The sequence below is a fragment of the Proteus sp. G2675 genome (genome assembly GCF_963886535.1).
Taxonomy (GTDB): Bacteria; Pseudomonadota; Gammaproteobacteria; order Enterobacterales; family Enterobacteriaceae; genus Proteus; species Proteus mirabilis.
The window spans coordinates 139,502-165,604 of sequence record NZ_CAWPCB010000035.1 but is presented as its reverse complement, the minus strand read 5'-3'; the positions used below and the strand labels follow the sequence as shown (position 1 = coordinate 165,604).

Here is a 26,103-nt window from a genome sequence, read left to right as displayed (position 1 = left end):
ATTTTGCCTTATGAAAGATCAATGTTCAATCAATATAGATAAGCAGAAGCGGTATATCCCTATCGCGGAATTTTGTAAGCGATACGGTATGACGCTTGATTCTGCAAGATGGCAAGTGCGAGAGGGTAAATTGAAAATAAAACCCAAGAAAAAATCACACGAGCGAGTTTATATAGATTTAGAACATTACCATAAAGAATGGTATGTCTAGGCTTTTTAGTTTTAAGTTGATATCAGTTACACAAATAGTGAACTTAAAGAAGAATAAACACCATGTTTGATTATCAGGTTTCCAAACAAGCGCACTTTGATAATGCATGCCGTGCTTTCGCAAATACCCATAAAGGGGATTTAGTGCAAATAGCTGAAAGCATCGGCATGAACGCCCAAATGTTGCGTAACAAGTTAAACCCTGAACAACCGCACCAGTTAACGTGCATTGATTTAATGAAACTGACTGATGCAACTGAGGACGCCTCTATCCTTGATGGTGTCTTAGAACAAATGCAATGTCAGCCGTCAGTGCCAGTTAATGAAGTGTGTGATTCTAATGTACCTGCTTATTTACTAACGGCGGTCGGTGAAGTGGGGAAGTTAGCAACAAATACAGTTTCAGGCGGTAATTTAAATAATGCACGTGTCGCTGACTTTAAACGTTCTGTTAATACAGCAATTCGTTGTTTAACGTTGGCAGGCATAACACTATCGGCAAGATTACATACTAATCCGGCGTTTGCCTGTGCAGTGGATGCAGTCGCTAATCTTAGCCCATCAATGATGTGAGGTTTTAAAATGAAATTAAATTCATTACAGCTTCAACAACACAAATATAAATTATCTAGTGATTCATTTAAAAATGAAAATAACAATTCTATTTATATTGTTAGCCTCATTTTATTTATGGGTTATTTATTAATATCAGCTTTAAGTTAAGAGGTGTTTATGTCTAAAGAAAATATGTTTGATGAGATTTTACCAGGTGCGAAAGAACATCAAATAGAGCGCTTAAAAAAATTAACTGAAAATAATAATGCCGAAGTGAAAATAGATGTCGATTATAGTGAAAACCAAAAAATTAATGAGATTTTAAATTTCATGACAAATAAACAATCAGAGAAAATCTATTTTAAAAATAGAATTTTTGAGTTGGTAAAAAATAAATTAAATAATGGTGTGTTGAGTGTGGATGATATCGCTGAGCAATTGACTAGTTTTAGAAATGAGCTAGTTGATGCTTATGCAGAATCAACAGAATTCGAAGATATACCGTTTTAAGCGAGGTTATTATGTATCAGAATCAAGTTGAAAACGAACAAAGAGCTTTTCATATTCCAGTTGCTCAACGTGTTGATGGATTAAATCATACCGCTAAATTACGTTCTCGCCATTTTGGTTTACAAAATGAAGAATTAAAACGCTTCTTTTTTGATATGCGCGATAGATTTGATGATTGCTATCAAGAAAATAAAAAATTCTTAGGCGTCATTTTATATATGGCAGGTATTCCAAAAGAAAGACACGATTTAAAATTTGAAGATTTTAAAACATCAGAAATATTCGACATTATTAAAGCTATTAATCATATCAAGGCCGTTACGGCATTATTACCTAAACAATTAGCATTACCGCAATAATTAATTAAACCCAAAATAAAAATAAATGGCCTTACTAGGTCAGGGTTTTTTACAACCTAAATAAAGGAAATATATTATGAGAACATCAATACCAACCCCCGTTTTTATGCCTGCGAAAATTGCTAATAACGAACACGCTATTGTTTTAGATTCCACATTAGCGTTGGCGCGTAACGAACAAAAGCAAGTCTGTGCGGATAGATATGCTTCCCGTATTCGTAAACTGTCTAGTTTAATTATTCAAAATAAAATGGATTACGCCGACGTTGCTGAACTGTTGGAAAGTGAAGCATCAGAGCTAGAACGTCAAGCGCAAGAACTGGTTTGATATGACTAGTGCGGTGGAGAATAACAGCGACGTATTTATCTCAATGCGTCGCCAAAAAGAAGAATTTCAGCCAGGGCTATCGCCAAAAGCGTCCTTGGCTGAACGCATTATGTATGATGCAAACCCGTTTGATATTGAATTCCGTAATAGCATCTTAGGTAATGTGCCCGATTCATTGGCGATTTATTTTGCTACCCGATATTCAAAAATATTTAAAAGTGGGAAAAAAAATAGTAGGCGTCTTGCTAATACATTTTTACGCAAATTTGCACAGAATGTATTACCAAGATACAACCTTGTTTTATCAAAGTATCAATTTGATGGTGTTACATCAGGTTATGATTTTTTCCCTGAAAAATACGTCGAACAAATTTCTAACCTACACACGTTAGACCGTGGAACCATCAAAGAGCTGGCGAACGGTATCGCTCGCTATCTTACATCTACATTTACTGAATTTTGCCAACGTGCTGATTATGAGAATGAATCAGACGGGGCTAAGTTCGGCTACAAGAAAATAAGTAAGATCACTTCACAAATCGGCACTGTGCCACCGTACTGGAAGCAGTTCACGCAAGGGCGTGGAATAACAGAAGGGCAAATGTTATCAGGCTTATTACGCATGATGTCTGATAAGTGGTGGTATGGACGTTTAAAGCGCATGCGCGATTTGCGTGCTGAACATTTGGCTATTGCAGTCGGGCAGGTGCAAAAAAGTGCTTCCCCTTATATTTCCCGTCGTGCTTTACATGAGTGGATAGAACAAAAAAAACGTAACTGGGATTATATTAAAAGTTTCGATTTAACTAATGAGAATGGTGAGCGTGTTTCTCTTGAAGAAATGGTATTAGCCAGTGTTTCTAATCCTGCGGTTCGCCGTTGCGAATTGATGGTGCGTATGCGTGGGTTTGAAAACATGGCTAATGAAATGGGTTATGTTGGTGAGTTTTACACCCTCACAGCCCCATCAAAGTATCACAATGTATACAGTAAGGGCGGTTTCATTGAACAATGGAACGGTGCCTCCCCTCGTGATGTTCAGAAATACCTATGCAAAGTTTGGTCAAAAGTTCGCGCTGAATATGCCCGTGAAGGTATTCGCCCTTTCGGTTTTCGTGTCGTAGAACCTCACCATGATTCAACTCCCCACTGGCATTTATTGTTATTTGTTCATCCTGATCACGTTGAAAAGTTGAGAAAGATTTTTGCGGAATATGCCCGTGAAGAGGATGCCTTTGAGTTAAAAACCAAAGAGGCAAAAGAAGCCCGCTTTTATGTTGAGCCTATTGATAAAGAAAAAGGATCCGCAACGGGTTATATCGCTAAATATATTTCTAAAAATATTGATGGTTACGCAATGGATGACGAGATAGATGATGAAACGGGGCAGAAATGCAAAGACATGGCTAAAGCGGTTTCAGCATGGGCGAGCTTACACCGCATTCGTCAGTTTCAGCAAATAGGGGGTGCTCCGGTGTCTGTTTGGCGAGAGTTGCGTCGCTTGCCAGGTGATGAGCAAATTCTAGCAACGGAAGATATGGACAACGTGCGTTTTGCGTCAGATGTAGGCGATTGGTATGCCTACACCGAGTTACAAGGTGGTGCGACGGTAAAACGCCGAGATTTAACCGTGAGGCTTTCTTATGAAGTCACCGAAATGGGGAACGAATACGGCGAAGATGTAAAAAAAATTAAAGGGGTTTACTCACCGCTTGCGAGTGAGGACTCTTTCTATCTTACCCGCACCGCTAAATGGGAACTCGTTGCTAAAGTATCCACGTCTGTTAAAGGGAGTGGTTTGGCTTTTGATGGCGCGATTAGCGCCCCTTGGAGTTCTGTCAATAACTGTACGGGGAAAACCCGAACGATTAACGATGAAGAAAAGGGGGTAACGGAAATTTTAGATAATTTCAGGTCAATCGGACATGAAATAACCCTAGAAGATGCCAAAAAAATGAGAAATGGGTCGGGGATAGTCATTGATGATATTGCATTTAGAAGTTTTGACGATGGTTCTTTGATAAGAACGGGCACGACACAACTGAAATATCGTCAATTCCATGAAAGGAAGGCGCGAATTTTTAACAAAGTCAATAAATTAAGGGGAATAAATGTATAGATATTGGGTTTTATTTTATTTATTGATATCAATAGTTCTTTTTATATACAGAACTATAAAGTCTAAAAAAAGCTATCATGAAAAATATAGCTTAGGTTCAGCGATAGATTATTCCATGCTATGGCCATTTTATATTTTGATAGCATTCTATTTTTTCCTTGCAGATAAATATCGTAAATTTATTGGTATGAGCGAGGATAGGTAATCTATGAATGTGCAATAAGTAAATATATCTCACATTATTATCACTTAGGGGTTCACAAAAATCATAAAGTTATTATACTGTTTATTCATACAGTATTCTTTAAGGGTATGATAATGACAGATAATATAAAAAGCATGGAAGCATTTGAAAGAATTGCACTTATCGCAAAAGTAGGCAGTTTTGATTCTTTCACATCGCAGGAAAAAGATATCGTTTTATCATTAATATTTGAGTTAGCCGACAATGCCAGAGTGGACTTATTGGAAGAAAATAAGCCACATAATGTGGCTCAATAATTTAAGCAATGGGCGCTTTGAGTAAATCAAGCGCCATTTGTTTATTATCCGGTAGCAGTTTATCAATCATTTTATTCACGTCTTTCGCACTAGGGCTTAGCGTGTGACTAAAAGTGACGTTTAAAACGAAAGTCATCCCGCATTCTAAGTCCGTGCATTGACAATAAAGATCTGCAAATTGGCGATGTTTTCTATTTGTTGTTCTTATGATTGCCTTTTCACCGCATGCGGGACAGAGGACTTTCATCACTTTCATATTCCGAACTCCAAAATAATCGAACTGACGTAATTTTACCTTTTTTTGTCTCATTCTGCACCCAAACGGTCGTTATCTTTCTTAAAATTAATATGCAAATGTAACGGTATTTCAGGGTCACTATTGACGGCATTCTCAAACATACGTTGCACAGGGATAACTTCATCTTGTCGATAGGCTTCGCGGGCTTTTATTGGGTCACCCAGTCCGCCAACATTACCAGGAATAATCCCCGCCAGTCCCGCAGGGAAACGGTGGGCGGTTAAAATATCTTGAGCACTGATATTTTTAACATTATTAAATTCATCTTTGGCTGAAATATCCCCAATCGGCATAAATTTAATCCCTTCGGGATCGCCTTTGGGAATATGCACAAACATGGTAGAAAAATTACCAATTCCTTTACTATTTTCCAGATTTTTAATGATTTTGGCTTCCACTTCATCAGTCAGTGAAGGGTCGTTACAATAAAAAACACCCCCTGTATGTGCTCCGTTGTGGTAATACCGACGACGAAAAATAGTCGCCTCACTATTTAAGAGAGCTGCATGTATACCACCGATATAATCAGGAATACCATATACTTGCTGTTGTGGGTCATATTGCTTGATAAAAATGACATCTTCAGGCGGATAAACTAATGGTTCACCTTCCATCAAAATAACAAAATCATTGTCTTTTCGACAACGAAGATAAAGTGAGGGCAACACAAACAGTTGAATGACGTTCCCCCAATAATCTCGTACTTTTAGAATAGCTGTATCACCAAAAATGAGATAACTCATTACCGATGCTTTTAGCTGTTCGTGGCTCAGTCCTCCACCTAAAAAATCAGACAAAATCATATTTTGACGCGCATAAATTACCCCGCCATGTTGGGCATTTAAGTTAACTAATTGAGCGAGGGCAGTTCTATCAATCGGGAGTGAATAATGGTCATGTTCATTGTCATACCAGATATTTTGATAGTCCGTATGCGTTGTTAATATCGGCTCGGGTTTGCCCAGTGTAATAATACTCATATTTTTTTTAGGGGTATCGGTAACCGGAACCGATAATTTCTTCCGTGATTTTTTCTTAGCCATTACGATGCCTTTTGAAATATCCATTTTGATTTACGTTGATTATCAGTATTCAACGGTTCATTGATTGCGCCATGAGCGATAGCCCAAAAACTATCAGCATGACCTGTTTCCATACTGCGGTCAGCGACAAATGTCATAGCACCGCCCTTGCTGGTTGTGTCTCGACGAATAGCCAAGAAACTGGCGGTGATTTCTTTTTGTTCTCTATCCCATTCGATGCGCTCTTCATCGACTAAATCGACCATTTTTAAAACCAGTTGGGTTTTCATGCTGAGGCTATAACGAATTTCCATTGTTTCGCGTGGTGCGAAATCTTGCACCATCTCATAGACACCATGACCGATACCTGTCGTATCAATGCCGATATGGGTGAAGCGATAACGACTATAAAGTTCTTGGATTTTTTTTGCTTGATGTTTCCATGCCATACCTTGCCAGTAATAAACGGCCAGAACACGGAACCGTTCACCAGGCACAGAAGGAGGTGCTAAAATAGCAAAGGCGGAGGTATCACCCGAACGGGCAGGGTCATAACCGCCCCAAACTTCACGATTACCAAATGGACGCGGTTCATCAGGAAAGTGATCCTCCCATAGCCCCACATCAACCCAACATTTTTCTAAATCGTTATATTTAAAGACAGATGCGCCACTATCGACAAAGACACACATATACAACATATTAAACGTGTCTTTGTTATAGCGATTACGCAACTTATCAATGGATGCTAAGTTAAAACCACCTTTAATCGCATCTTCCAGCGTAATGACATAACGCCATTGACCATCAGGACAATCTCGTCCGCCGTCCTGCATCTCTTTAAATGTCGGAAATTTAACATTTTTGCGTTCTTTTTCATTTCCGCGCCATTCGTCACCTGTCCAGAACGGGTATGCGGGATGGGTTTTTGAGCTAGGCGTAGAAAAATAGGTGGTGCGCCATTTATCATGGGTCGCCATCGCACTAGCAACTTCATTTAAATGTTTAAAGTTCGGTACCCAAAAATATTCGTCACAGTACAAATGACCGGAATAACTTTGTGCGGTGTTTTTATTGGTAGAAAGAAAACGGAGTTCTGCCCCGTTACTTAAACGAATTGGGTTACCTGTTAATGTGATGCCGAAAAATTGCTCTGCAATATTGACAATATAGGAGCGGAAAACCTCAGCTTGCGGTTTTGATGCGGATAAGAAAATTTGCGGGTCACCTGTGAGTACCGCATTTTCCAGCGCTTCAAATGCAAAATACCAAGTCGCTCCGATTTGGCGTGATTTCAAAATATTACGAATAGATTTTTTAATGTTATTGCGTAAATGTTTTTGATAGCCAAACAGCATATTGTCAGCAAATTGCTGAAATTGTTCTCCTGTTAATTCGGAAATATCATTTTTACGATAGCGTTTTTTCTTCCTTGGTTCGCCATCGTCAGACTCATTGTCATTTGAGTAGCCAGATTGATTTTGTGCTTTTGCCTGTGCCAGCTTCTCGGCGTGTTTGTTTTGTTGTGCCATCAATTTGATATGATGGTTAATTAAACGGTCTAATTCCTCTTGTTCAAAAACGGTCTTATTATTTCGCTCACTGAGCAAAATAATGCGTCGATTAATCGCATCTAAAACCGATTCATGACTGAGTAAATCCTGCCAATTCCCTTTTTCAGCCCAATAGTAAACGATCCGCCGATTCGGCAAATTAAGTTCGGTTGCAATTTCTGCAGGAGTATAGCGTCGCAGGTACAGCGATTTCGCTACTCCTATTAATTCATCTGAATATCGTGAGTTCGCCATAATGTAAAACATTATGCCTAGTCAGATTCTATCTGGCGTTGGGAGGAATTTGGTTATACGCCATATCCAAATTTAACCATTCGCCCATTTTATGGAATTTCGCAATACTGTTACCTCAAACGGAATTGATAAAAATACCCACGGATGGGGGATGCTATGTAATGTCACAATTAATGACAAATTGGCTCTGTATTGCGACTGCGGGCGATACCGTTGATGGTCGAATTATTGAGGAAAGTTGGATTTTAGAGTCTGCAGAACTCTATGACCGTCATTTATATACTGCATGTATTTGGCCTGAGCATGAGCGCTGGTTTGGTTCAATGGGGGAAGTGTTAGCGCTAAAAGCGGAACGCGACGAAGAAGGAACATTAAAGCTTTATGCGCAATTGCGTCCTAATCAGCATTTATTACAAGCCAATCGCGATGGTCAATTGCTCTTTACCTCAGCGGAATTTACCCCAACAGGTAATTTTCGGGGGACAGGGAAAACCTATCTCGAAGGGTTAGGGGTAACGTGTTCACCTGCCAGCGTTGGCACTGACCGATTACAGTTTAATAAAAACGGTAAGAAGTTTCGTTATGGTGCACTAAAACCATTAGTGTTTGATGAAGTAAAACAGTTTAAGGAAGAAAAGATGGCTAAGGGAAAGGGCTGGCGTAGTATCTTCAATATTGAAGAGCCAAGTGTTGATGATATACCCGAAGAAACAGGCGCTAGTGATGCAATGCAAGCACTGGCTGAGGCATTATCTGCACTTGAAGTTCGTGTTACCGCAATTGAAACACAACTAATTTCAACAGCAGAAAAAGTAGATGATGTTGAAGATGATGTGGAAGTTATCAAAGATGCTGTTGATACACCTGAATTTAAACAATTGAAAGATAACTTATCTTCCATTTTAGGTAAATTTAGCAAGTTGGATACAGTGGCATCGCGTATCCCTGGGAAAAATCCACGTGGCGGTAAAGAAAAACGCTTTGCTAACCTAGTGTAAGGGGTAAGTGATGTCATTAAATAATCAACGAATTCGTGAGCTTTTAGATGCTTATGAAAGGGCTTTTTCGGCATCTTGTGGCGTCGCCAATGTTAATCGATATTTCGGGCTGACAGACCCTAAAGATACACAGCTACGAGATGCGTTATTGGAGTCTGCCGAATTTTTGAAATTGATTACGGTGGCTGACGTTGATCAATTAGTTGGGCAGGTTGTTCCAGTCGGTAACCCAGGTCTTTTTACTGGACGTTCAAAGACAGGGCGTTTTGGTCGTAAAGTCGGTGTTGAAGGCAATGAGTACAAATTGGTTGAAACAGATTCTGGGGCGTTTATGCCGTGGGAGATGTTATCAGTTTGGGCTAATGCGGGCGGTGAAAATGAATTTATTAATCGTATGCAAGCCTTTATTCAAGAATCATTTGCCCTTGATATGATCCGTATTGGTTGGAATGGTAATCATATTGCTGAAGATACCAATGCAGAAAAATACCCTAATGGTGAAGATGTTAATAAAGGCTGGCATCAAATTGCTAAAGAGTGGAAGGGAGGCTCTCAGGTTCTGACGGATGCTATTTCATTAGATGATAATGGCGATTATCGTTCATTAGATGCTATGGCGTCAGATTTGATTAACACCTGCATTCCGCCACAGTTCAGAAATGATCCACGACTTGTGGTCATGGTAGGACCCGATTTAGTTTCAGCAGAACAATATCGCTTATATCAAGGTGCTGATAAGCCAACGGAGAAAATTGCTGCTCAAATGCTAGGCTCTACAATTGCAGGACGTCCAGCTATGGTTCCGCCATTTATGCCAGGCAAGCGTATGGTGGTCACTATTCCAACAAATCTACATATTTATACGCAACGTAATACACGCCAGCGTAAAGCAGAATTTGTTGAAGACCGCAAGCAGTACGAAAATAAATATCTACGTAATGAAGGTTACGCCCTTGAACAGCCAGAACTTTATGCAGCTATTGATGAGTCTGCTGTCACCATCGGTAAAGTAACTGAACCAACTGAAAAAGTAGAAGGTTAAGCGTCATGCTATCACCTGCTCAAAGACACAGGCAAAAAATTGAAATGCAACAAAAGCTCGAACAGCGACAGGCTATTGCTATTGCTGACGGTGAAAGTATGCATCTTCAAGCGCGTGCCATTGAGCGGGATGTCAAACGACTGCGAGCACTGAATCAAACGTATGAACGTGTGGCAATGAAACGAGACGAATTATTGCCTATGTATCTACCGACGGCACAACGCTATTTAGATGAAGGCGAGGTGTATCAAAACCCGATTTTTGTGTATTGCGTCATTTGGCTATTTGATGTGGGGGAGTTCGATAAAGGATTGGACTGGGCAGATATTGCCATAGCGCAAGGACAGCGCACCCCCGACAATTTTAAAAGCGGTTTCCCTGCTTTTGTGGCTGACACAATACTCGCATGGGCACAGTTAGAAGCGGCAGCAGGAAACCCCATTGAGCCTTATTTTTCAAGGACATTTAAGAATGTCACGGAAATTTGGCGAGTTCACGAAAAAATACAGGCGAAGTGGTTTAAATTCCACGCCTTAGAGTTATTAAAAGGCGATGTGGGCGATGTAAGAGCTAGCGCGATTGATTGTGTCGATACACTGAATCAAGCCGATGCTTATCTTGCCAGGGCGCATCAATTAAACCCGAAAAGTGGGGTTAAAACGCATCGTTTACGTATCGCTTCACGATTACGGGCATTAGAGCAAGAGTAAAGACTACCGCAAGCCAAAACGGGCAGGGTGGAGACAAAACAATTTGATTGTTATTGGTCGTGGAAACCTGTTCGCCCGTTTTTTATTTAAATATGCAGAGATTATTAAATGGAATTAATTGTAAATATTATCCTACTCATTGTAATAATTCCGATAATTATCTGCTTAGTGCTAATAGATGCATGGTTTTTGTTATTAATTTGGAATTGGTTTTGTGGATCAGCAGATATTAATTTATCAGTACCAATTAATTGGGGAACGGTTATTTCACTAAAAATTATTATTTTGTTATTGAAATTAATTTTTAGCCAGTAAGTAACACAGGACGAATAATATGTTAAATGGCGATGGCATTACCTATAAAAATGAAGAACTGACAAATGATGAATTTTGGCCTGATTTAAATTTAGGTGATTTTCAAAAAAGTCGCGCTATTCCCGCCAATATCGATGCTGATTTTATTGCTGATGCATTATTAACCACGGTCACAGAAATTAATTGTGAATTAAAAGACGTAAAAAGTTATTGGCTATCAAAAGGTGTTAATCAGGCAAAAGACGCTCCAGGCGCAAAAATAAAAGGGGTGAATGCCCTTTGTGCGCAATATAAAAAAGCGGTGTATGCCAGGGCAAAAGCGGATTTATTGGGTGAATATTTGTCGATTGTCAGTCGAGCGCCCAATCCACAGCAAGAAAGCGACGAATTACGGTCACGGTTATTAGCAGAATCAACTTTTGTTATTCGCAATATGAAACAGTTACCTCGCATTACGGTAAAAATGATATGACCCGACTACAAAAATTGACGGCGTTCTTACGTGCAAATTTGCCTGAACCCGTATTTGCAACCGAATTTAGTAGTGAGATGGATGATATTACATTTAAACGCGCTCACAATGATTTAGGCGAAAAACAATATCAAATTTTAACGCAAGAATATGATGCGGTAATTGCGTGGGGGCGTTGGCCTTATCGTGAAATTGATACACGTTATATCCCCGTATTAATTGAGGCATGGTATCAAGATTTAGAAACGGATTTTACCGAACCTGATTTCGATGATGAACCACCGACGATTGATGTTGATGTGATTGACGATGATATCGCGATGGTTGTAGTGACCCTGAAATTAAGTGATGCCATTGTGTTAAAAGAAGATGAAAAAGGCCTCGTGCCATTTGACGGTAAACGTTGGTCATTAGCCAATCCTGAAGTGTTATTTGCTGAAAATATTGATGTGATCCCCCGTGGTGTGAAATGAGCATTCAAGGGCAATTAAACGAAAAACAATTAAAAAAGCTACGAGAACAGCTTAAAAAGTTGGAATTACCACCGAAAAAACGCCAGCGGTTACTTTGGCGAATTGCGAAATATGGTGTGATTGTTGCTTCAAAACGCGCGGTAAAAAATCAGCAGACACCTGATGGTGAGGCATGGCAAGGGCGACACGGTAACTACAAAAAAAAGATGCTCCGTAAAATGCCTAAGCTATTAAAAATTCGTGAAATTCCCGAAAAAGGCGTAGTCCGCATTTATCTCGGGGGCGGAAATTATCGCAATGGTAGTAAACCTGTGGGTGCTGGTGTCGTGGGATATAGCCAGCAATATGGTATGACAGCAAAAATTAATCGTAAAAATGCCAACGATAATAATATCCGAAAAGCAACGAGTGAGAAGAAGCCAGAACCTACCGCAACACCGAAACAAGCCAAAAAATTACGGGCGTTGGGCTATAAAGTCAAAAAAGGGAAGCGTTGGGTAAAGCCTCCTTTAAAAGAGATTGCGGGAAAAATGCGTTTTTTTCAGGCGGGGTTATTAATTCGTCTTTTACAAAATAAACCTAAAAAAACCAGTTGGGAGGTAGATATCCCCAGTCGTGAGTTTTTAGGCATCAGTGATGAAGATTTTATCAAAGCGTTAGAGAGACAACTTCAAGGCATCGGCTACGGTGCATAAAAAAGGAATTTACTATGTGGCCAACTGTTCAGGTTAATCAACATAACCAACTGCAAGGCGAAACAAAAGAAATTGAGCGCATTTTACTGTTTATTGGTAAAGGGAAAACCAATATTGGTAAAACTATTGCGGTCAATACGCAAAGCGATTTCGATGAGGTGTTAGGAACGCCAGATAGCCCGTTAAAAAGCAACGTGTTATCGGCTATGCGTAACGCAGGTCAAAACTGGTCAGGTTATGTGCATGTATTAGCAGAAGATGCCGAAGAATTGGCATTTGTTGACGCGGTGATGGATGCACAAGCGGTCGCCAGTTGTGAAGGCTACGTATTAGTGGGTGATGCGACGAAAGCCGTTATTCAATCGGCTAAATCCTTACGCTCGGATTTAATGGCTAAACATGGGCGCTGGCTGTTTGCCATTTTGGGTGTCGGTGCAACGCAAGACGATGAAACGTGGTCAGGCTATGTTGAACGCTTGTCTGCTTTATCAAAAGGGGAAGCGGAACCCTCTATACAATTAGTACCAATGTTATGGGGCAATGAAGCGGGGGCATTAGCAGGGCGATTATGTAACCGTGCAGTGACCATTGCTGATAGCCCCGCACGTGTCAAAACAGGCGCATTAACCGATTTAGGTAGTGCGTATTTACCGCTCGACGGTACGGGTAAAAGCCTTGATTTAGCAACACTGCAAGCATTGGAAAAACAGCGTTTTAGTGTACCGATGTGGTATCCAGACTATGACGGCATTTATTGGTCTGACGGTCGCACATTAGACGTTGAAGGCGGTGATTATCAGTCAATCGAAAACTTGCGTGTTGTTGATAAAGTCGCGCGCACAGTGCGTATTCGTGCTATTGCTAAAATTGCCGACCGCAGTTTAAACAGCACCCCATCCAGTATTGAAGCCCATCAAGCCTACTTTGCCAAAGTATTACGTGAAATGTCACGTAGTACGCAAATTAACGGGGTGAGTTTCCCTGGTGAAGTGAAACCGCCAAAAGAGGGCGATGTGGTTATTACATGGAAAAACAAAAATAACGTTGAAGTGTATATCACGGTGCGAACCTATGAATGCCCGAAAGGGATCACCATTGGCATCCTGTTAGACACGTCATTGGAGAATGAATAATGAGCGGAAAACGGATTTCGGGGCAGTCGATTGATTTTAATATCGACGGTGATTTAGTTCATGTTGAAAAAGTCAGTCTATCGATTACAGATAATACGGGCGTTGCTCAAACGAATGGCGTGCCGGATGGTTATGTGAATGGGGATGTGTCGGCAGAGGGGGAGCTGGAATTATCCACTAAATATCTCAACGTCATTACCGCTAAAGCCCGTAACGCTGGCTCTTGGCGTGCCATTCCGTTAGTCGATTTGATGTGGTACGCGAAAGCGGGCACAGAAGAGCTTAAGGTTGAGTCTTTCGGCTGTAAATTAAACGTCACCGATATTTTAGATGTTGACCCGAAAGGCGGTGCTGTGATGACGCATAAAATTAAATTTATTGTCACCTCACCGGACTTTGTGCGTATTAACGGTATTCCATATTTAGAGTCTGAATTAACAGACAAACTGTAATAAAGGACATGTTCATGGAAGAACATAATAAAACACTGATTTCACTGATTATCTTAGGGGCATTGATAGCTATTGGTAAAATGATGTCAGGGAGTGAACCTATTACGCTACGTCTTTTTATTGGGCGCGTTATTTTAGGTTCAGCGGTGTCATTAATGGCGGGAGCATTACTGATTTGGATCCCTGGTATTTCTCCTTTAGCGATTACGGGGTTAGGCTCAGCATTAGGCATTGCAGGCTTTCAGTTAGTGGAATTGTGGCTGAAAAAACGAGGCAGTGATTTATTAACAGGGAAGTTAAAAAAATGATACGCGGAATTCGTAATAATAATCCAGGCAATATCCGTCATGGTGCTTCTAAATGGCAGGGAATGTCAGCAGAGCAAAATGATACTCAATTTGTGCAATTTATCTCGCCCGAATTCGGTATTAGAGCACTGATGAAACTATTGCAGACTTACTCAAAATACAACGGTAAGCAAAATGTGGGTTGTGGGAAAATAGATACTATTGAAGAAATTATCGAACGTTGGGCACCTGCATCGGATAATAATCACACTGAAAACTATATCCAACGTGTGTGCAAAGAAACCGGATTTAATCGCCAAGCGTGCTTGAATCTATACGACAAAGAGACCGTTATTTCTTTAGCAAAAGCGATTGTGCAGGTTGAAAACGGTGAACAGCCTTATTCAGACAAGGTTTTTGAAACGGCGTTTAATCGGATATGAAACAAGCAACGGCGATCTTCTTTGCGTTTATTCTGGCTTTTTCGGCGGGCTGGCTGGTTAAAGGTTGGCATCAAGACAGTCTAGAACTGGTCGCATTAAAAACGGCGAATGAAGTCAATAACGCCAGTTTAAAGGCTCAACAAGATTTAGCGAGTCAATCAGCAAGGACGTTAGAAAATAAATTAGAGGAACTCGCCAATGTGCAACCGCCTGAAATACGCACCGAAATTATTAAGCCTGTGTTCACTAACCTTTGTGTTAGTGATGATTTTGTCAGGATGTACAACGAAGCAATCGACAGTGCCGAACGTACCCTATCAGGAAAATCTACTGACAAAATGCCCGACAACATTACCAAAGTTAAACGGTAATACTGGGGCGGATTTAGCCACTGTATTATTAGAATATGTTGAAATTTACGGAAAATGTGCTGTGAGGCACAACCAATTAACGGACGAAATTCGTCAAAGGATGGAAAAATGAGTACCAAGAAAAACACAATTACTTTAGTCGTGATGGGCAAAGAGCTGGTTTTTGAACCCAATATGACCGCCTACAATGGCTGGTTAAATGCGATTTCTGCCGACGATAAAGTGGCGCCTACTGTTACCTATTTGCGCCGAATTATTGCCCCTGAAAGCAAAGAAGCATTAACCGATATTTTAAATATCCCTGGTTCGGCAATGCAGTTACTGGAAAAAGTAAACTCAGAATATGCGCCAAAACTGGATATTGAACTAAAAAACTAACGGCGCGAGTCGATGCTGTGGAACGCAGTGCCCTCGAACAATACATGACGTTACGACGGCACTATCTCCCTCATGAACAGGATGATATCGACAGCTTCGCCCGCGCAATTTGGCTAGATAATCACTTCACAGAAAATCACCGCATCGCGGTCGCAAATGGCATTGCATTAGCTTTCAAGGGTGAATGATGAGTACATTAGATTTTACACTCAGCATGATTGATAAAGTCACTCAGCCCTTGAAGGCCGTGCAAGCAGGTGTGACTCAATTTGCTGAAACCTCACAACAGGCGTTTAAAAATATCGCGGTCGGCGGGGCGGGCTTGGCTGGCTCCGTCTTTGCGTTAAAAAATGTCTTAGATCCCGCGTTAGCGATTCAAGATGCCCTTGATATGGCGAAAGTCACGGGTGTTGATGATGGTGCAATGAAAAAAATCACCGATGAAGCACTCACTTTCAGTGCGCAATACGGTAAATCGGCAGTGCAATTCGTTGAGTCCTCTCTCTCTATCAGAAAGGCCATTAGTGGCATTTCTGATAATGAACTCCCGCAGCTAACCAAAATCAGCAACATTACGGCATCAGCACTAAAAACTACGGCTGAAGAATCCAATGCCTATATGGGCAAAATGTTTTCTCAGTTTCAAGGCTATGCCGACAGCGTGGGCAAAGTGACGTTCGCGGAAGAGCTGGCAGGCAAAGCCGTTATTATGTCGCAAACCTTCGGCACGTCGATGGCTGAAATTACTGATTTGATGGAAGGGGCGCGTTCTGCAGGTACGCAATTCGGTGTTGGTATTGATGAACAGTTAGCCGTATTAGGCGAGTTGCAACGTTCATTAGGCACAGAATCCAGTAGCGCGTATGAGTCGTTTCTGTCAGGGGCAACGGACGGGGCGAAAAAACTCGGTCTATCGTTTGTTAATGCGTCAGGGCAAATGCTGACTATGCCCGAAATGCTGGAAAAGTTACAAGGCAAATACGGCAAGTCCATTGCGGGCAATTTAAAGGCTCAAAAAGAAATTGAGGACGCCTTTGGCGATTCCGCGATTGTTGTGAAATCACTGTTTAATAACGTCGAGGTATTACGTAAAAATATTACCGCATTAGGCGGTAATGATGGCATGAAACGTGCCACAGAAATGGCCAGTATGTTGGCTAATCCGTGGGAGCGGTTATTGTCGATTTGGGAGTCTATCCGCATTGCCGTGGGCATGACACTGTTACCCGTGATTGTGCCCCTGATGAATAAAATAGCTGATATGGGGCAAATGCTCGTGCGTTGGTTGAAGTTATTCCCCAATATTGCCCGTGCCATTGGTTATGTGGTGACAGGGTTTATTGCATTTACGGCCATGGGGGCAATGGCCAATATCGTATTGGGGATTGGTCGGTTACTGTGGGTCGGTATCTTGCCGTTGTGGAAAACGGGCGGAGTATTACTGTCCTTGATGAAAGGCAAATACGATTTAGTGACGAAAGCCACAGGCTTTTTTAGTGGTTCCCTCGCCAAATTAACGAGATTTTTAAACATCACCAAAATGGCCTCGTTTGCCACAGCATTAGGATTTACCTCTATCACATGGCCCGTTTTATTATTAATCGGCTTGTTTGCCCTAATTGCGATCGCCGTTGTGAAATTTTGGCAACCCATCAAGGCATTTTTTAAAGGGTTTGTGCAAGGCTTTACGGAGGCGTTTGGTTCGATGACCCCCATGTCTCCGATGTTTAAAAAAATTGGTGATGCATTGGGTGGGGTATGGAATGCGGTAAAAAGCGTTTTTAAATGGTTTACGGATTTACTGACCCCCATCCAGTTTTCAGAAAAGTCGCTCAATAAAACTAAAGTTGCGGGGCAGGCATTTGGTAAAACCGTTGCTAAAGCCATTGAGGTGCTGACGTTCCCGTTTAGGATGACGATTGAATTAGTCATGATGATGGCCAATATTTTTATCCGTAGTGCAAAATGGATTGGTAAAAAATGGGACACACTCGGCACGGACATCATGAACGGATGGAGCGCCGTGTGTCAGTGGTTTTTCTCACTGTCGCCTGTGCAATATTTTATTGATATCTGCAATAACGCATCACAACTTTTTTCTGCAGTGTGGGGTGTGATTGCCGATGGTTGGGACGCGCTTTGCAATTGGTTTAAAAACTTTTCTATCGCTGACAGTTTTAACGGTATAACTCAATCTATAAAAGGGGTATTTGATGGATTATGGGACTGGCTCAGTAAATCTTTTAATAGTGTATTTAATGCGGTGGCCAGTAAGTTAAATTATCTTCCTGGTGTGAATATTGATTTAAAAGAAACGCAAACATCGGTCACTAACACCCCATCACCTATTATTCCAACGGATATGGGAGTGAACCATCAAAACCGCCGTTTTGATTATCAGCCGTCATTATTAACAGGGCGTGAGTTAAAAGGCATTAACAAAGGTGGTTTGAGTAAAGAGATCAATAACAATCAAACGAGCGTTGATAACCGCAGGCAATACGGAAATATCACGATTAATAATGGCAATGTGATGACACCTGCGGATTTGGAAGAGTGGGGCGCGTTGAATTAAGGATAATGCCATGGAACAGGCGAAATATATTGATTTACTGATAACAGAGCGTGATTTCACGCTCAATGCGGGCTTTGAGCCGATATTGTGTAATAACCGTCAAAGTATTACGCAAGATATTGCGCATGCGATTGTTGAGAGCGGTTTAGCCACCCAATTAGTGGCCGAACGTAGCCCAACCTTGCGCGCTGATATTCGTATGCAGATTGTGTTACTGGTTGAAGATGATGAGCGACTTATTCCAGGCACCATTATTGTTGATGAAGAAAACGTAAAAAAATTATGGGTGACCGCAGACACTTATGATTTTGGCCGTATTAGTGTCGGGGTGAATTATGGCGAATAAACAACGTCCACAAATTGACTACGAGTCGGCATTAAAAGATAACGGCATGCCGATTACTGCCGATGAAATTAATCAGCAATTTAACGACATTGTGAAAGAAGAAGGCTTAATTACCAATACGTCCAATATGTCACCATTTTGGCGCTTAATTAATACTCTTGTCACTACGCCCGTTCAGTGGCTCAAAGATGTCTTGATTAATTTGGTGTTCACCAATATGTATCTGGCTACTGCATCGGGCTCATGGCTGGAAATGTTCGCCTGGGGCGTTAACCTGCAACGTAAGCCCGCCACCAAAGCCAAAGGACAAGTGCGTTTTTACCGCATTGCGGGGCAAAATAGTGTCACGGTGCCAGCGGGTACTATCGTACAGACAGAGCGCATTAATGGGCAGATTTACAGTGTGGTGACCACGGAAACCGTGACGATTGAAAAAGAGTCTGCCCTGATTGCGGTTGATGCCAGTGACGCAGGCGGAGCTTTTAATCTTGCACCAGGTTATTTTCGTATTCTTCCCGTTGCTGTGCCAGGCATTGAACGGGCGCAAAACGAGGAAAATTGGTTGTTAGTGCCTGGTGCGGATAAAGAGAGTGACAATGATTTACGTGACCGTTGCCGTAATCAATATAATCTAGTGGGGAATTACCACACTGACGCGGTATATCAAGGCATGATTGCCAGTGTCGTCGGTTTGAGTATTGACCGCATTTTCTTTTTGCATGATGCGCCTCGAGGAGCGGGTACCGCCAATGCTTATTTATTGTTAGATAGTGGCGTCATTAGTCAGCCGTTTATCGACAAAGTTAACGATTATGTCAACACACAAGGCCATCATGGGCACGGTGATGATATGCAGTGCATGCCAATGCCTGAAACACACCATGCCATTAAGTTAACGGTATTTGTGCAAAATCTCGCTAATTTAACCGATAACGAGCAAGTCAAATTACGGCAAGACATTGAAAATTTAGTGCGTTGTGCGTTTCGTGAAAACACCAGTTATGATGTGAAAAAAACATGGCCTTACTCGCGTTTTTCATTTTCTAATCTAGGGCGTGAAATTCACCGCCATTTTTCCTTGGTTGATTCCCTGCAATTTAATCAAACGGATATCATCAGTGAATTGAGTGTGCCCCGTTTAAAATCGCTGTCTGTGGAGCTACAAGATGCCTGATTTCAAGGAACGATTAAAAGGCTTAAATTTGCCGTCATGGATGAACAAAGGCGAACCCGCAAAACTGTTAAATGCGGTGCGTAAATTTTGGTCGGGTGTTTATGACTGGATGTTATGGCCACTCAAACAATTGGACGCAGAAACCTGTTCAGAAGAATTGTTATCAGTGCTGGCCTATCAGCGCGATATTCACCGTTTTAAAGGGGAGCCATTAGATTTATTTCGCAAGCGGGTAAAATTTGCCTTTATTAATGCCCGTGATGCGGGGTCGGTCAGTGGTTTTATTGCTATTTTTGAGCGCTTAGGCGTGGGCTATGTCGAGCTGTTAGAGCGTCAGCCTGATATTGACTGGGATGTCATTATTTTACGGGTCAGTGACGGACAAATCGCAGGCAACCCCGATTTGTTGATGGGTATTATTCGCCAGTATGGACGCACGTGTCGCCGTTATCGTTTTGAAGTGATCACCAATAATCAATTAGTGATGCGGTTTGGTTGGGCTGATTGTGAATATCAGACCTTTGGCGCATCACTGTTACAAGGAGAGTAACAAATGTCACAATCTATTATTACAACGGCATTTGAGCGCTGGAAAGCCCAAGAGTCGATTGATGGAAACTTGATTGTGTTAGACGAGTTCGTCTTTGCACATATCCCGAATTTAGAGATTGAAAAACCGATTGACCGCAATGAAGGCCTGCCCGATGCAAAATATATCGTGCATCGCCAAGCCGTCAATAAAACGGGCGTCGTCAATCAAAATGCCGTGGCCTATTCGGTGACTATCGGTGCTGAAATTGGAGATTTTGATTTTAACTGGATTGGGATATTAAATAAAAAATCCGGCACGGTAGCGATGATTGTGTATGCGCCTACTCAACGAAAAATTAAAACCCAAGCAGGGCAACAGGGCAACGTGTTAACCCGCTCTTTCTTGCTGGAGTATTTAGGGGCAAGTAAAGAAACCGCCATTACCACACCTGCAGAAATGTGGCAGATTGATTTTACCGCAAGACTTTCTGGCATTGATGAAATGCAACGCCTAGTTAATACCGACAGTTACGGTGAGGCCTCTTTTTTTGATGATGCGTTTTTAGTAGCTAAGACAGGGAATCAATATTTTGTCACAAAAGGTATTGGATACATCGGTGGTTTACGGGCGGAATTAACCACAAACCAAAATATCACCGTGCCTGCGGAAAATACCAAAGTTTATGCTGATGTGAGTTACCAGGGCAATATTACCAGTCGTTGGCAAACCCACATTAAGCTGACCGTCAAACCTGATTTAAAAAACTATATTGATAATGCAGGTTTTGCGCATTTTGTGTTTGCGATAGCGTCGATTTCAGCGGACGGAAAAGTTACCGATTTACGCCCTAAAGGAACACTGGATTTTCAGCAATTAGATGATGCGTTAAAGAAACATGCTCAGTCTCGTAATCATCCTGATGCAACATTAACGGCCAAAGGATTTACTCAACTGACGGATAAAACGGGGACTAGTCAGGCATTAGCCCCAACACAAAAATTAGTGACCGATTTACATAATAACGCAATGGCATCAGCAAAGTCGGCTAACGACAATGCCAATACGCGATTACCCTCAACAGGAACGGCCGTTGCCTCACAAAAGCTAGCGACTCCGCGCAAAATTTCGGGAGTGCCGTTTGATGGTACGCAAGATATTACTTTAAATGCGGAAAATGTGGGGGCAGCTACCCCTGCACAAGTCAATGAAGCCAAAACCATGGCCTCCAATGCGCAAAACACGGCAAACAGTGCGGTTACGAAAGCCGACAATGCCCAAAAGACCGCCAATGATGGTGTGAGCAAAGCCAATACTGCACAAACCACAGCCAATAATGCTAATAACAATGCCAATGGCCGTGTGCCTAACACCCGTAAAGTCAATGGTAAAATGTTAAATACGGATATTAATATTACTTCACAAGATATTTTTAATGGACAAGCTATTTACATTGATGTCAATCAAAATTTAAACAATTACAATACGCCTGGTGTTTATTATCAGCCGGCTAATGCTAATGCATCGATTGCTTTAAATTACCCTGAAGCTTCAGCAGGAACTTTACTTGTTTTGAAAAATGCGGGTATCACTCAGCTTTATTATGTTTATAACTCAAGTCGCATTTATTCTCGTAGTCAATTTGGTAACGGTGGATTTACGCCTTGGGCAAGAGAGTACAACACGCAAAATAAACCCTCAGCAAGTGATGTCGGAGCATATTCAAAAGGCGAATCTGATGGTAAATACGCATTAAATAACAATGTTTACTCTAAATCAGCATCAGATGGTAAGTATCAACCTAAAGGAAACTATGCTCCCGCAGGGAATTATGGTCTGAAGAATACAGCAAATAAAGCGCAAAGTGGTTGGTGGAAATGTGGTGATACAGGAATTATATATCAGTGGGGACAAGCAAATTCAAACGGTAACGATGTAAAATATCCCATAAAATTTCCCAACAAGGTATTTATTGTTACAGCGACCATAAAAAATCATGCGGGGAACTCCGATGCTGTTTTTATCTTAAATGAGACCACTAGTGGTTTTAAACCTGTTGGTAGATCTCCGACAGCTTCTAACTTAAATCTTACGTTTAATTGGTTTGCAATAGGATTTTGAATCAAGGAAAAGGAAATTAAGATGAAATGGCAACGTAAGCGATTCGCGCTTTCGGGCGATTTAACGGGCATTACCTGTTCATTATTACCCGTTCACCCGTTTATTTATGGTGTCGGACAAAACACTGCCACAGGCAGTTATTTAAGCCCCACTAATGCAATTAATTATATTGCGAATAAAATTCAGGGAGCGGGTGAGGTTGATATTGTGGTGACGATGATTTGTGCCCGTACTCATGACGAGTTTATCAATGCAATTCAAGGCTTTTCGGGCGTATTGCCTTTGCCTGTATTTAGCCAAGTTGAACGTATGGCCAAAACCGCCGAAAGCCTAAATATTACCAAAATGCAGATACCGGCTAAAACGATAGCCGGTATTCCAGATCCGCAAACATTATCAACTAATAACAGCCGTGCGGTAATCAATGCGGGATTAATTGAAAAAGCAAAAAGTGAAGCCTCAAGCGGGGCTAGTGTGGCAGGGTTACTTTCTAGCGTAAAAGGATTTGCTGAAAGTCGAAAAAATATCTTGCAAGGCATGGCTGATTCATTGACGGGATTACTGGGAAAATCAACCACGGTTTGGGTGTTCCAGGGAAAAGGTAACGGCGCGGAATTAGCCGATAAAATGAAAAAAGAAATCCCTGAACAAGATGCGGTTTACACCTTGGCTACGCTTTTTGCAGGCGATATTGATGCAATCAAAGGAATGATGCATGACACAGACACCACTTTACGAAAATAACACACCGAAAATCAGCCAAATCATTACGTTGGCGCTGGACGGTGAAGCGATTTTATTAAAAAACCTGACCGTCACACCCTCGATGATGTATCAGGACAAAGACCAATCAGGGCAGTCCTCAAGTACCGTCAACAGTGAGCAGGGCATTAAGCCCAAAGAACTCCGCATTACGGGCACTATTCCTTTCACCGAAGAAAAAACATTAACCCGTTTATTTGCCTTAGCAGAAGCCAAAGAGAACGGACTACTAAAACGCTACCGTGTGGCCAACCGCATGGCTAGTGCGATTAATTTTCGTCTTGGCACATTCACTAACGGCATTGATGCGTCAAAGATGGACGGTAAACAAGCCTGGCAAGTCACCTTTACTTTACGTGAGCATTTATCCGTACCCGAAAAACGCGAAAGTCGTTCAGCAGGGCAAGTTAAAGCCAAAACACAAAGTATGAGTAATAAACCGAACGCCAAGGGTGAGGGAACGGCAGAGCAAGAACAAAAATTAAATTGGTTTGAACGCAAGGTATTAAAACCGTTAAACGAGGCATTAGGGGGAAGTGATGAAACCCATTAATCGACTTTATTTATCCGGTGATGAAACGCACCTTGTCGACGTTAAAATGGTGCTGGAATTATCGCAATGTGGCCGTGGCTTTATTACCGCTAAAACCGATACCGATTACACGGGTAAATTGGTGCGCCTTGATATTGGCTACACGGATTTATTATTACGCTATTTCACGGGTTACGTAGAACGTTCGCAACCGTCACAAAATGGTTTTCAAAAATTGTTTGTGCGGGAGTTAGTTGGTGTATTCGACAGAATGTGGCCGTGCTCTTTTCAGCATCCCACCTTAAAACAGATCACCGATTATCTAAAAGAGCACAGCGGATTACATTTTGTGTTACCGGATGCCGAATATGTGAATACCCCAATCCCACACTACACCCATAATGGCACGGGCTATCAATTATTAAATAGCCTGGGAAAAGTATTCAATATTCGCGATTATGTGTGGTATCAAACGCCAGACGGTGATGTGTTCGTGGGGAGTTGGGCGGATTCATTCTGGAAAGATAAAGAGGTTGAAATAGACAATCAATTCTCTTCTGAACAACGTGCCGGTAATCAAATGACCATTCCGATGGTGCAAAGTTTACGCCCTGGTGTGAAAGTGAATGATAAACGCTTAAAACGTGTGGCGCTGGATAACGACAATATGACGCTAACATGGATTAGCCCCGATGCGATTACAGGACGAGCCGAAAACCGCACCATAGCTCAACAACAAATAGATAATGCCTACCCTGAATTGTCTGCAGGGTTACACTTGCCGAAATTTGCCCGTGTTGAAGCCCCGACAGAAAATACCACGGCGGGGGATATTTCAGACCCCTTTAGACCAAAATACGCCGTTGACGTGCAAATGGTTGATGCCGATGGCAATGATGTGGCACCCGTTTATCATGCGGTGCCGTTACCATTACCCATGGCGGGGAACGAGTCGGGAATGTTTCAATATCCGCCTGTAGGTTCAATGGTTGAAATTGCATTTGAAAATGGCCGTGCAGATAAGCCCTTTATTCGCCAAGTGTTAAGTCATGGCAATACCTTGCCCGACATCAAGCCAGGCGAACAACTGCAACAGCAACGCCAAGAGGTATCACAACGGGTGACACAAGACGGCACATGGCATCGTCAAACTGACCAGAAAATTATTGAAGAATCGATGCACCGTGAAGTTAAAACCGACACAGAAAATCGCACGGTTATCGCCAGAGAAACCACCGTACAAGCCACCGATAAAACGACCGTGATAGGCACAAGCAAGTTAATGGCAGGTGCCATTATGCAAATTGCAGAGGGTGACTTTAGCCAAGCAACGCAAGCCAATAAGGTTGTGGCAGTTGGTAAAAATATGACGGTTGATGTCGGCCAGCAGTTAGAGGAAAAAATAGGGGGGATCCGTTCCAGTATCGCTGGCGCGATGCAAAAAATCACGGCACCGGTTGTTTATTTAGGTAATGAACAATTGAATGTGATGCAATGCATGTTAGACACCTTAGATGTGGTGAATGAGTTAGCTGCACTCACTGCAAGCCATACTCATAACAACACGGGCAGTCCGTTAAATGCCTCAGCCATTAGCAACACAGGCACTAAATCAACAGGACTTAAACAGAAGTATTCACCCGTTATCGGCTGATAAAACCGTTACCATCCTTGCCCGTATTAGCGGGCTTTTTTGTATTATCTTGTTGACCTTTAAATCATTATTAATTATTGTCTTACTCACGAGGACTCAAAACCTCATACAAGCGGTCAGGCCAACCCCGTCAGTGTTGGATTTTTTATGCCTATCATTTAGTGGGCGCATTGCGCGACCACACCCCGAATAATGTCGGGAGGGCGACGAATACAACACCCGAAAGGGAAATAAGTCCGCGGTCTCTTGTAGCCGTTTTGAGCCTCCTGACACCATTTTATGGTGACATCAAAATCTCAAAAAAATACAAGGGGTCAGTAATGGCTAAATATTCTGTTGTACCATTCGCTTTTGAATCATTTTCAATAAGAACACTAACAATAAAAAACATGCCGTGGTTTGTAGCAGAAGATGTTTGTAGTGCTCTAAATCTAAGTAATCCTACAATGTCATTGAAATCTTTAGATGATGACGAACGGTCTAAGTTAAACTTAGGGCGTCAAGGGAAGGTCAATATTATCAATGAGTCTGGAATGTATACATTGATACTACGTTGCCGTGATGCCATTAAAAGTGGTTCTATTGCTCACAGGTTTAGAAAGTGGGTTACAAACGAGGTATTACCGTCTATTCGTAAAACAGGTGGATATCAATTATCAAAACGAAATATACCTACTGATATTCCCCTCTATTGCCCCTGTTGCCATAAACCCTTAGAAATTATAAAAACCCATCAGCGCCATAGACATCACACTGAAATTATCGCTATATGTAATAGCCACGCTTGCCAGCAAGATGCTTTAAAATATGATTTAAATTTCTCATATTACATAGAATTAAAAGGCAAAATAGAAAGCGATAACAAGGATGTTTTAGATAAACTATCATATAAAAAGCGATTAGCTTTAATTGAGTTATTATCTGATTAGTC

At 41.6% G+C, this 26,103-nt stretch carries 32 protein-coding genes; 29 read left to right on the top strand and 3 right to left on the bottom strand.

The window, feature by feature from the left end; translation table 11 throughout:
* The first annotated feature begins 273 nt into the window (after positions 1-273).
* From AACQ49_RS10000 to AACQ49_RS09975, 6 genes are all read left to right on the top strand, one after another.
* The gene (locus AACQ49_RS10000) at positions 274-783 is read left to right on the top strand and encodes a phage regulatory CII family protein (protein WP_049212274.1); all 510 of its coding nucleotides are present in this window, start codon (positions 274-276) and stop codon (positions 781-783) included.
* A gap of 159 nt (positions 784-942) precedes the next feature.
* Positions 943-1,275, top strand: coding sequence for a hypothetical protein (locus AACQ49_RS09995; protein WP_161779025.1), 333 nt, complete (start codon positions 943-945; stop codon positions 1,273-1,275).
* Positions 1,276-1,286: 11 nt separating this feature from the next.
* Positions 1,287-1,634 (top strand): DUF5347 domain-containing protein, encoded by a 348-nt coding sequence (locus tag AACQ49_RS09990; protein ID WP_049219058.1) that lies wholly within the window; start codon positions 1,287-1,289, stop codon positions 1,632-1,634.
* Between the two features lie 76 nt (positions 1,635-1,710).
* Positions 1,711-1,962 carry a DUF2732 family protein gene (locus AACQ49_RS09985; protein WP_071233406.1) on the top strand — a complete coding sequence of 84 codons (252 nt, stop codon included), beginning with the start codon at positions 1,711-1,713 and terminating at the stop codon, positions 1,960-1,962.
* A 1-nt stretch (position 1,963) separates the two neighbouring features.
* Positions 1,964-4,081 carry a replication endonuclease gene (locus AACQ49_RS09980; protein ID WP_152118366.1) on the top strand — a complete coding sequence of 706 codons (2,118 nt, stop codon included), beginning with the start codon at positions 1,964-1,966 and terminating at the stop codon, positions 4,079-4,081.
* 318 nt (positions 4,082-4,399) lie between these two features.
* Positions 4,400-4,582 (top strand): hypothetical protein, encoded by a 183-nt coding sequence (locus AACQ49_RS09975; RefSeq protein ID WP_049220744.1) that lies wholly within the window; start codon positions 4,400-4,402, stop codon positions 4,580-4,582.
* Position 4,583: 1 nt separating this feature from the next.
* On the opposite strand, the gene AACQ49_RS09970 is transcribed toward AACQ49_RS09975, so the two are convergent.
* Genes AACQ49_RS09970 through AACQ49_RS09960 form a run of 3 tightly spaced genes read right to left on the bottom strand, consistent with a single transcriptional unit; the run spans position 4,584 to position 7,710 of the window.
* Positions 4,584-4,892, bottom strand: coding sequence for an ogr/Delta-like zinc finger family protein (locus AACQ49_RS09970; RefSeq protein ID WP_036907246.1), 309 nt, complete (start codon positions 4,890-4,892; stop codon positions 4,584-4,586).
* Positions 4,889-5,923: a phage portal protein gene (locus AACQ49_RS09965; RefSeq protein ID WP_049218872.1), complete on the bottom strand. Its 1,035-nt coding sequence runs from the start codon at positions 5,921-5,923 to the stop codon at positions 4,889-4,891. The genes AACQ49_RS09970 and AACQ49_RS09965 overlap by 4 nt, the downstream gene beginning before the upstream one ends.
* Positions 5,923-7,710 (bottom strand): terminase large subunit domain-containing protein, encoded by a 1,788-nt coding sequence (locus tag AACQ49_RS09960; protein WP_152118367.1) that lies wholly within the window; start codon positions 7,708-7,710, stop codon positions 5,923-5,925. Before AACQ49_RS09960 ends, AACQ49_RS09965 begins: the two co-directional genes overlap by 1 nt.
* Before the next feature lie 161 nt (positions 7,711-7,871).
* Here AACQ49_RS09960 and AACQ49_RS09955 point away from each other — a divergent pair, with 161 nt between their 5' ends.
* The 23 genes from AACQ49_RS09955 to AACQ49_RS09845 all read left to right on the top strand — a co-directional run bounded on the left by AACQ49_RS09955 (position 7,872) and on the right by AACQ49_RS09845 (position 26,101).
* Positions 7,872-8,708 (top strand): GPO family capsid scaffolding protein, encoded by an 837-nt coding sequence (locus AACQ49_RS09955; RefSeq protein WP_049212290.1) that lies wholly within the window; start codon positions 7,872-7,874, stop codon positions 8,706-8,708.
* A gap of 10 nt (positions 8,709-8,718) precedes the next feature.
* Positions 8,719-9,750, top strand: coding sequence for a phage major capsid protein, P2 family (locus AACQ49_RS09950; protein ID WP_036907256.1), 1,032 nt, complete (start codon positions 8,719-8,721; stop codon positions 9,748-9,750).
* A gap of 5 nt (positions 9,751-9,755) precedes the next feature.
* Positions 9,756-10,460 carry a phage terminase small subunit gene (gpM, locus tag AACQ49_RS09945; protein WP_152118368.1) on the top strand — a complete coding sequence of 235 codons (705 nt, stop codon included), beginning with the start codon at positions 9,756-9,758 and terminating at the stop codon, positions 10,458-10,460.
* A gap of 334 nt (positions 10,461-10,794) precedes the next feature.
* Positions 10,795-11,247, top strand: coding sequence for a head completion/stabilization protein (locus tag AACQ49_RS09940; RefSeq protein WP_049220751.1), 453 nt, complete (start codon positions 10,795-10,797; stop codon positions 11,245-11,247).
* Complete coding sequence (locus tag AACQ49_RS09935; RefSeq protein ID WP_071233402.1) at positions 11,244-11,720, top strand: phage tail protein; 477 nt, start codon at positions 11,244-11,246, stop codon at positions 11,718-11,720. Before AACQ49_RS09940 ends, AACQ49_RS09935 begins: the two co-directional genes overlap by 4 nt.
* Entirely contained in the window at positions 11,717-12,415 is a 699-nt protein-coding gene (locus tag AACQ49_RS09930) for a hypothetical protein (RefSeq protein ID WP_071233401.1), read from the top strand. Before AACQ49_RS09935 ends, AACQ49_RS09930 begins: the two co-directional genes overlap by 4 nt.
* A 14-nt stretch (positions 12,416-12,429) precedes the next feature.
* On the top strand, positions 12,430-13,548 hold the full coding sequence (locus tag AACQ49_RS09925; protein ID WP_109407769.1) for a DUF2586 domain-containing protein: 1,119 nt from the start codon (positions 12,430-12,432) through the stop codon (positions 13,546-13,548).
* The gene (locus tag AACQ49_RS09920) at positions 13,548-14,000 is read left to right on the top strand and encodes a phage protein (RefSeq protein ID WP_110229134.1); all 453 of its coding nucleotides are present in this window, start codon (positions 13,548-13,550) and stop codon (positions 13,998-14,000) included. Before AACQ49_RS09925 ends, AACQ49_RS09920 begins: the two co-directional genes overlap by 1 nt.
* A gap of 14 nt (positions 14,001-14,014) precedes the next feature.
* The gene (locus AACQ49_RS09915) at positions 14,015-14,308 is read left to right on the top strand and encodes a phage holin family protein (RefSeq protein ID WP_036907276.1); all 294 of its coding nucleotides are present in this window, start codon (positions 14,015-14,017) and stop codon (positions 14,306-14,308) included.
* Positions 14,305-14,730: a structural protein gene (locus AACQ49_RS09910; RefSeq protein ID WP_049212305.1), complete on the top strand. Its 426-nt coding sequence runs from the start codon at positions 14,305-14,307 to the stop codon at positions 14,728-14,730. Before AACQ49_RS09915 ends, AACQ49_RS09910 begins: the two co-directional genes overlap by 4 nt.
* Entirely contained in the window at positions 14,727-15,101 is a 375-nt protein-coding gene (locus tag AACQ49_RS09905) for a hypothetical protein (RefSeq protein ID WP_071233398.1), read from the top strand. Before AACQ49_RS09910 ends, AACQ49_RS09905 begins: the two co-directional genes overlap by 4 nt.
* Entirely contained in the window at positions 14,995-15,213 is a 219-nt protein-coding gene (gene lysC / locus AACQ49_RS09900; RefSeq protein ID WP_075205690.1) for an Rz1-like lysis system protein LysC, read from the top strand. Before AACQ49_RS09905 ends, lysC begins: the two co-directional genes overlap by 107 nt.
* Positions 15,210-15,479, top strand: coding sequence for a putative phage tail assembly chaperone (locus tag AACQ49_RS09895; RefSeq protein WP_049220759.1), 270 nt, complete (start codon positions 15,210-15,212; stop codon positions 15,477-15,479). Before lysC ends, AACQ49_RS09895 begins: the two co-directional genes overlap by 4 nt.
* Before the next feature lie 44 nt (positions 15,480-15,523).
* A complete protein-coding gene (locus AACQ49_RS09890) occupies positions 15,524-15,667 on the top strand; it encodes a DUF6890 family protein (protein ID WP_165544879.1) in 144 nt (47 codons plus the stop codon).
* Positions 15,667-18,054 carry a phage tail tape measure protein gene (locus AACQ49_RS09885; RefSeq protein WP_152118370.1) on the top strand — a complete coding sequence of 796 codons (2,388 nt, stop codon included), beginning with the start codon at positions 15,667-15,669 and terminating at the stop codon, positions 18,052-18,054. Before AACQ49_RS09890 ends, AACQ49_RS09885 begins: the two co-directional genes overlap by 1 nt.
* A gap of 10 nt (positions 18,055-18,064) precedes the next feature.
* Positions 18,065-18,400: a DUF2590 family protein gene (locus AACQ49_RS09880; protein WP_049219617.1), complete on the top strand. Its 336-nt coding sequence runs from the start codon at positions 18,065-18,067 to the stop codon at positions 18,398-18,400.
* A complete protein-coding gene (locus tag AACQ49_RS09875; RefSeq protein ID WP_110229138.1) occupies positions 18,390-19,574 on the top strand; it encodes a baseplate J/gp47 family protein in 1,185 nt (394 codons plus the stop codon). The genes AACQ49_RS09880 and AACQ49_RS09875 overlap by 11 nt, the downstream gene beginning before the upstream one ends.
* Positions 19,567-20,124, top strand: a complete 558-nt coding sequence (locus AACQ49_RS09870) for a phage tail protein (RefSeq protein ID WP_049212312.1) — start codon at positions 19,567-19,569, stop codon at positions 20,122-20,124. Before AACQ49_RS09875 ends, AACQ49_RS09870 begins: the two co-directional genes overlap by 8 nt.
* 3 nt (positions 20,125-20,127) lie before the next feature.
* Complete coding sequence (locus AACQ49_RS09865) at positions 20,128-22,224, top strand: phage tail-collar fiber domain-containing protein (RefSeq protein ID WP_161779024.1); 2,097 nt, start codon at positions 20,128-20,130, stop codon at positions 22,222-22,224.
* Positions 22,225-22,245: 21 nt separating this feature from the next.
* Positions 22,246-22,968, top strand: coding sequence for a hypothetical protein (locus tag AACQ49_RS09860; RefSeq protein ID WP_161779023.1), 723 nt, complete (start codon positions 22,246-22,248; stop codon positions 22,966-22,968).
* 10 nt (positions 22,969-22,978) lie between these two features.
* On the top strand, positions 22,979-23,539 hold the full coding sequence (locus AACQ49_RS09855) for a baseplate complex protein (protein ID WP_161779045.1): 561 nt from the start codon (positions 22,979-22,981) through the stop codon (positions 23,537-23,539).
* On the top strand, positions 23,526-25,172 hold the full coding sequence (locus AACQ49_RS09850) for a hypothetical protein (RefSeq protein WP_161779022.1): 1,647 nt from the start codon (positions 23,526-23,528) through the stop codon (positions 25,170-25,172). Before AACQ49_RS09855 ends, AACQ49_RS09850 begins: the two co-directional genes overlap by 14 nt.
* Before the next feature lie 320 nt (positions 25,173-25,492).
* Positions 25,493-26,101 carry a BRO-N domain-containing protein gene (locus AACQ49_RS09845; RefSeq protein WP_161779021.1) on the top strand — a complete coding sequence of 203 codons (609 nt, stop codon included), beginning with the start codon at positions 25,493-25,495 and terminating at the stop codon, positions 26,099-26,101.
* Positions 26,102-26,103 lie beyond the last annotated feature (2 nt).

Bases quoted from the DNA above. Each gene is read 5' to 3' on its own strand.
- AACQ49_RS10000 (WP_049212274.1), top strand. From the start codon at position 274: ATGTTTGATTATCAGGTTTCCAAACAAGCGCACTTTGATAATGCATGC.
- AACQ49_RS09995 (WP_161779025.1), top strand. From the start codon at position 943: ATGTCTAAAGAAAATATGTTTGATGAGATTTTACCAGGTGCGAAAGAA.
- AACQ49_RS09990 (WP_049219058.1), top strand. From the start codon at position 1,287: ATGTATCAGAATCAAGTTGAAAACGAACAAAGAGCTTTTCATATTCCA.
- AACQ49_RS09985 (WP_071233406.1), top strand. From the start codon at position 1,711: ATGAGAACATCAATACCAACCCCCGTTTTTATGCCTGCGAAAATTGCT.
- AACQ49_RS09980 (WP_152118366.1), top strand. From the start codon at position 1,964: ATGACTAGTGCGGTGGAGAATAACAGCGACGTATTTATCTCAATGCGT.
- AACQ49_RS09975 (WP_049220744.1), top strand. From the start codon at position 4,400: ATGACAGATAATATAAAAAGCATGGAAGCATTTGAAAGAATTGCACTT.
- AACQ49_RS09970 (WP_036907246.1), bottom strand. From the start codon at position 4,892: ATGAGACAAAAAAAGGTAAAATTACGTCAGTTCGATTATTTTGGAGTT.
- AACQ49_RS09965 (WP_049218872.1), bottom strand. From the start codon at position 5,923: ATGGCTAAGAAAAAATCACGGAAGAAATTATCGGTTCCGGTTACCGAT.
- AACQ49_RS09960 (WP_152118367.1), bottom strand. From the start codon at position 7,710: ATGGCGAACTCACGATATTCAGATGAATTAATAGGAGTAGCGAAATCG.
- AACQ49_RS09955 (WP_049212290.1), top strand. From the start codon at position 7,872: ATGTCACAATTAATGACAAATTGGCTCTGTATTGCGACTGCGGGCGAT.
- AACQ49_RS09950 (WP_036907256.1), top strand. From the start codon at position 8,719: ATGTCATTAAATAATCAACGAATTCGTGAGCTTTTAGATGCTTATGAA.
- gpM (WP_152118368.1), top strand. From the start codon at position 9,756: ATGCTATCACCTGCTCAAAGACACAGGCAAAAAATTGAAATGCAACAA.
- AACQ49_RS09940 (WP_049220751.1), top strand. From the start codon at position 10,795: ATGTTAAATGGCGATGGCATTACCTATAAAAATGAAGAACTGACAAAT.
- AACQ49_RS09935 (WP_071233402.1), top strand. From the start codon at position 11,244: ATGACCCGACTACAAAAATTGACGGCGTTCTTACGTGCAAATTTGCCT.
- AACQ49_RS09930 (WP_071233401.1), top strand. From the start codon at position 11,717: ATGAGCATTCAAGGGCAATTAAACGAAAAACAATTAAAAAAGCTACGA.
- AACQ49_RS09925 (WP_109407769.1), top strand. From the start codon at position 12,430: ATGTGGCCAACTGTTCAGGTTAATCAACATAACCAACTGCAAGGCGAA.
- AACQ49_RS09920 (WP_110229134.1), top strand. From the start codon at position 13,548: ATGAGCGGAAAACGGATTTCGGGGCAGTCGATTGATTTTAATATCGAC.
- AACQ49_RS09915 (WP_036907276.1), top strand. From the start codon at position 14,015: ATGGAAGAACATAATAAAACACTGATTTCACTGATTATCTTAGGGGCA.
- AACQ49_RS09910 (WP_049212305.1), top strand. From the start codon at position 14,305: ATGATACGCGGAATTCGTAATAATAATCCAGGCAATATCCGTCATGGT.
- AACQ49_RS09905 (WP_071233398.1), top strand. From the start codon at position 14,727: ATGAAACAAGCAACGGCGATCTTCTTTGCGTTTATTCTGGCTTTTTCG.
- lysC (WP_075205690.1), top strand. From the start codon at position 14,995: ATGATTTTGTCAGGATGTACAACGAAGCAATCGACAGTGCCGAACGTA.
- AACQ49_RS09895 (WP_049220759.1), top strand. From the start codon at position 15,210: ATGAGTACCAAGAAAAACACAATTACTTTAGTCGTGATGGGCAAAGAG.
- AACQ49_RS09890 (WP_165544879.1), top strand. From the start codon at position 15,524: ATGACGTTACGACGGCACTATCTCCCTCATGAACAGGATGATATCGAC.
- AACQ49_RS09885 (WP_152118370.1), top strand. From the start codon at position 15,667: ATGAGTACATTAGATTTTACACTCAGCATGATTGATAAAGTCACTCAG.
- AACQ49_RS09880 (WP_049219617.1), top strand. From the start codon at position 18,065: ATGGAACAGGCGAAATATATTGATTTACTGATAACAGAGCGTGATTTC.
- AACQ49_RS09875 (WP_110229138.1), top strand. From the start codon at position 18,390: ATGGCGAATAAACAACGTCCACAAATTGACTACGAGTCGGCATTAAAA.
- AACQ49_RS09870 (WP_049212312.1), top strand. From the start codon at position 19,567: ATGCCTGATTTCAAGGAACGATTAAAAGGCTTAAATTTGCCGTCATGG.
- AACQ49_RS09865 (WP_161779024.1), top strand. From the start codon at position 20,128: ATGTCACAATCTATTATTACAACGGCATTTGAGCGCTGGAAAGCCCAA.
- AACQ49_RS09860 (WP_161779023.1), top strand. From the start codon at position 22,246: ATGAAATGGCAACGTAAGCGATTCGCGCTTTCGGGCGATTTAACGGGC.
- AACQ49_RS09850 (WP_161779022.1), top strand. From the start codon at position 23,526: ATGAAACCCATTAATCGACTTTATTTATCCGGTGATGAAACGCACCTT.
- AACQ49_RS09845 (WP_161779021.1), top strand. From the start codon at position 25,493: ATGGCTAAATATTCTGTTGTACCATTCGCTTTTGAATCATTTTCAATA.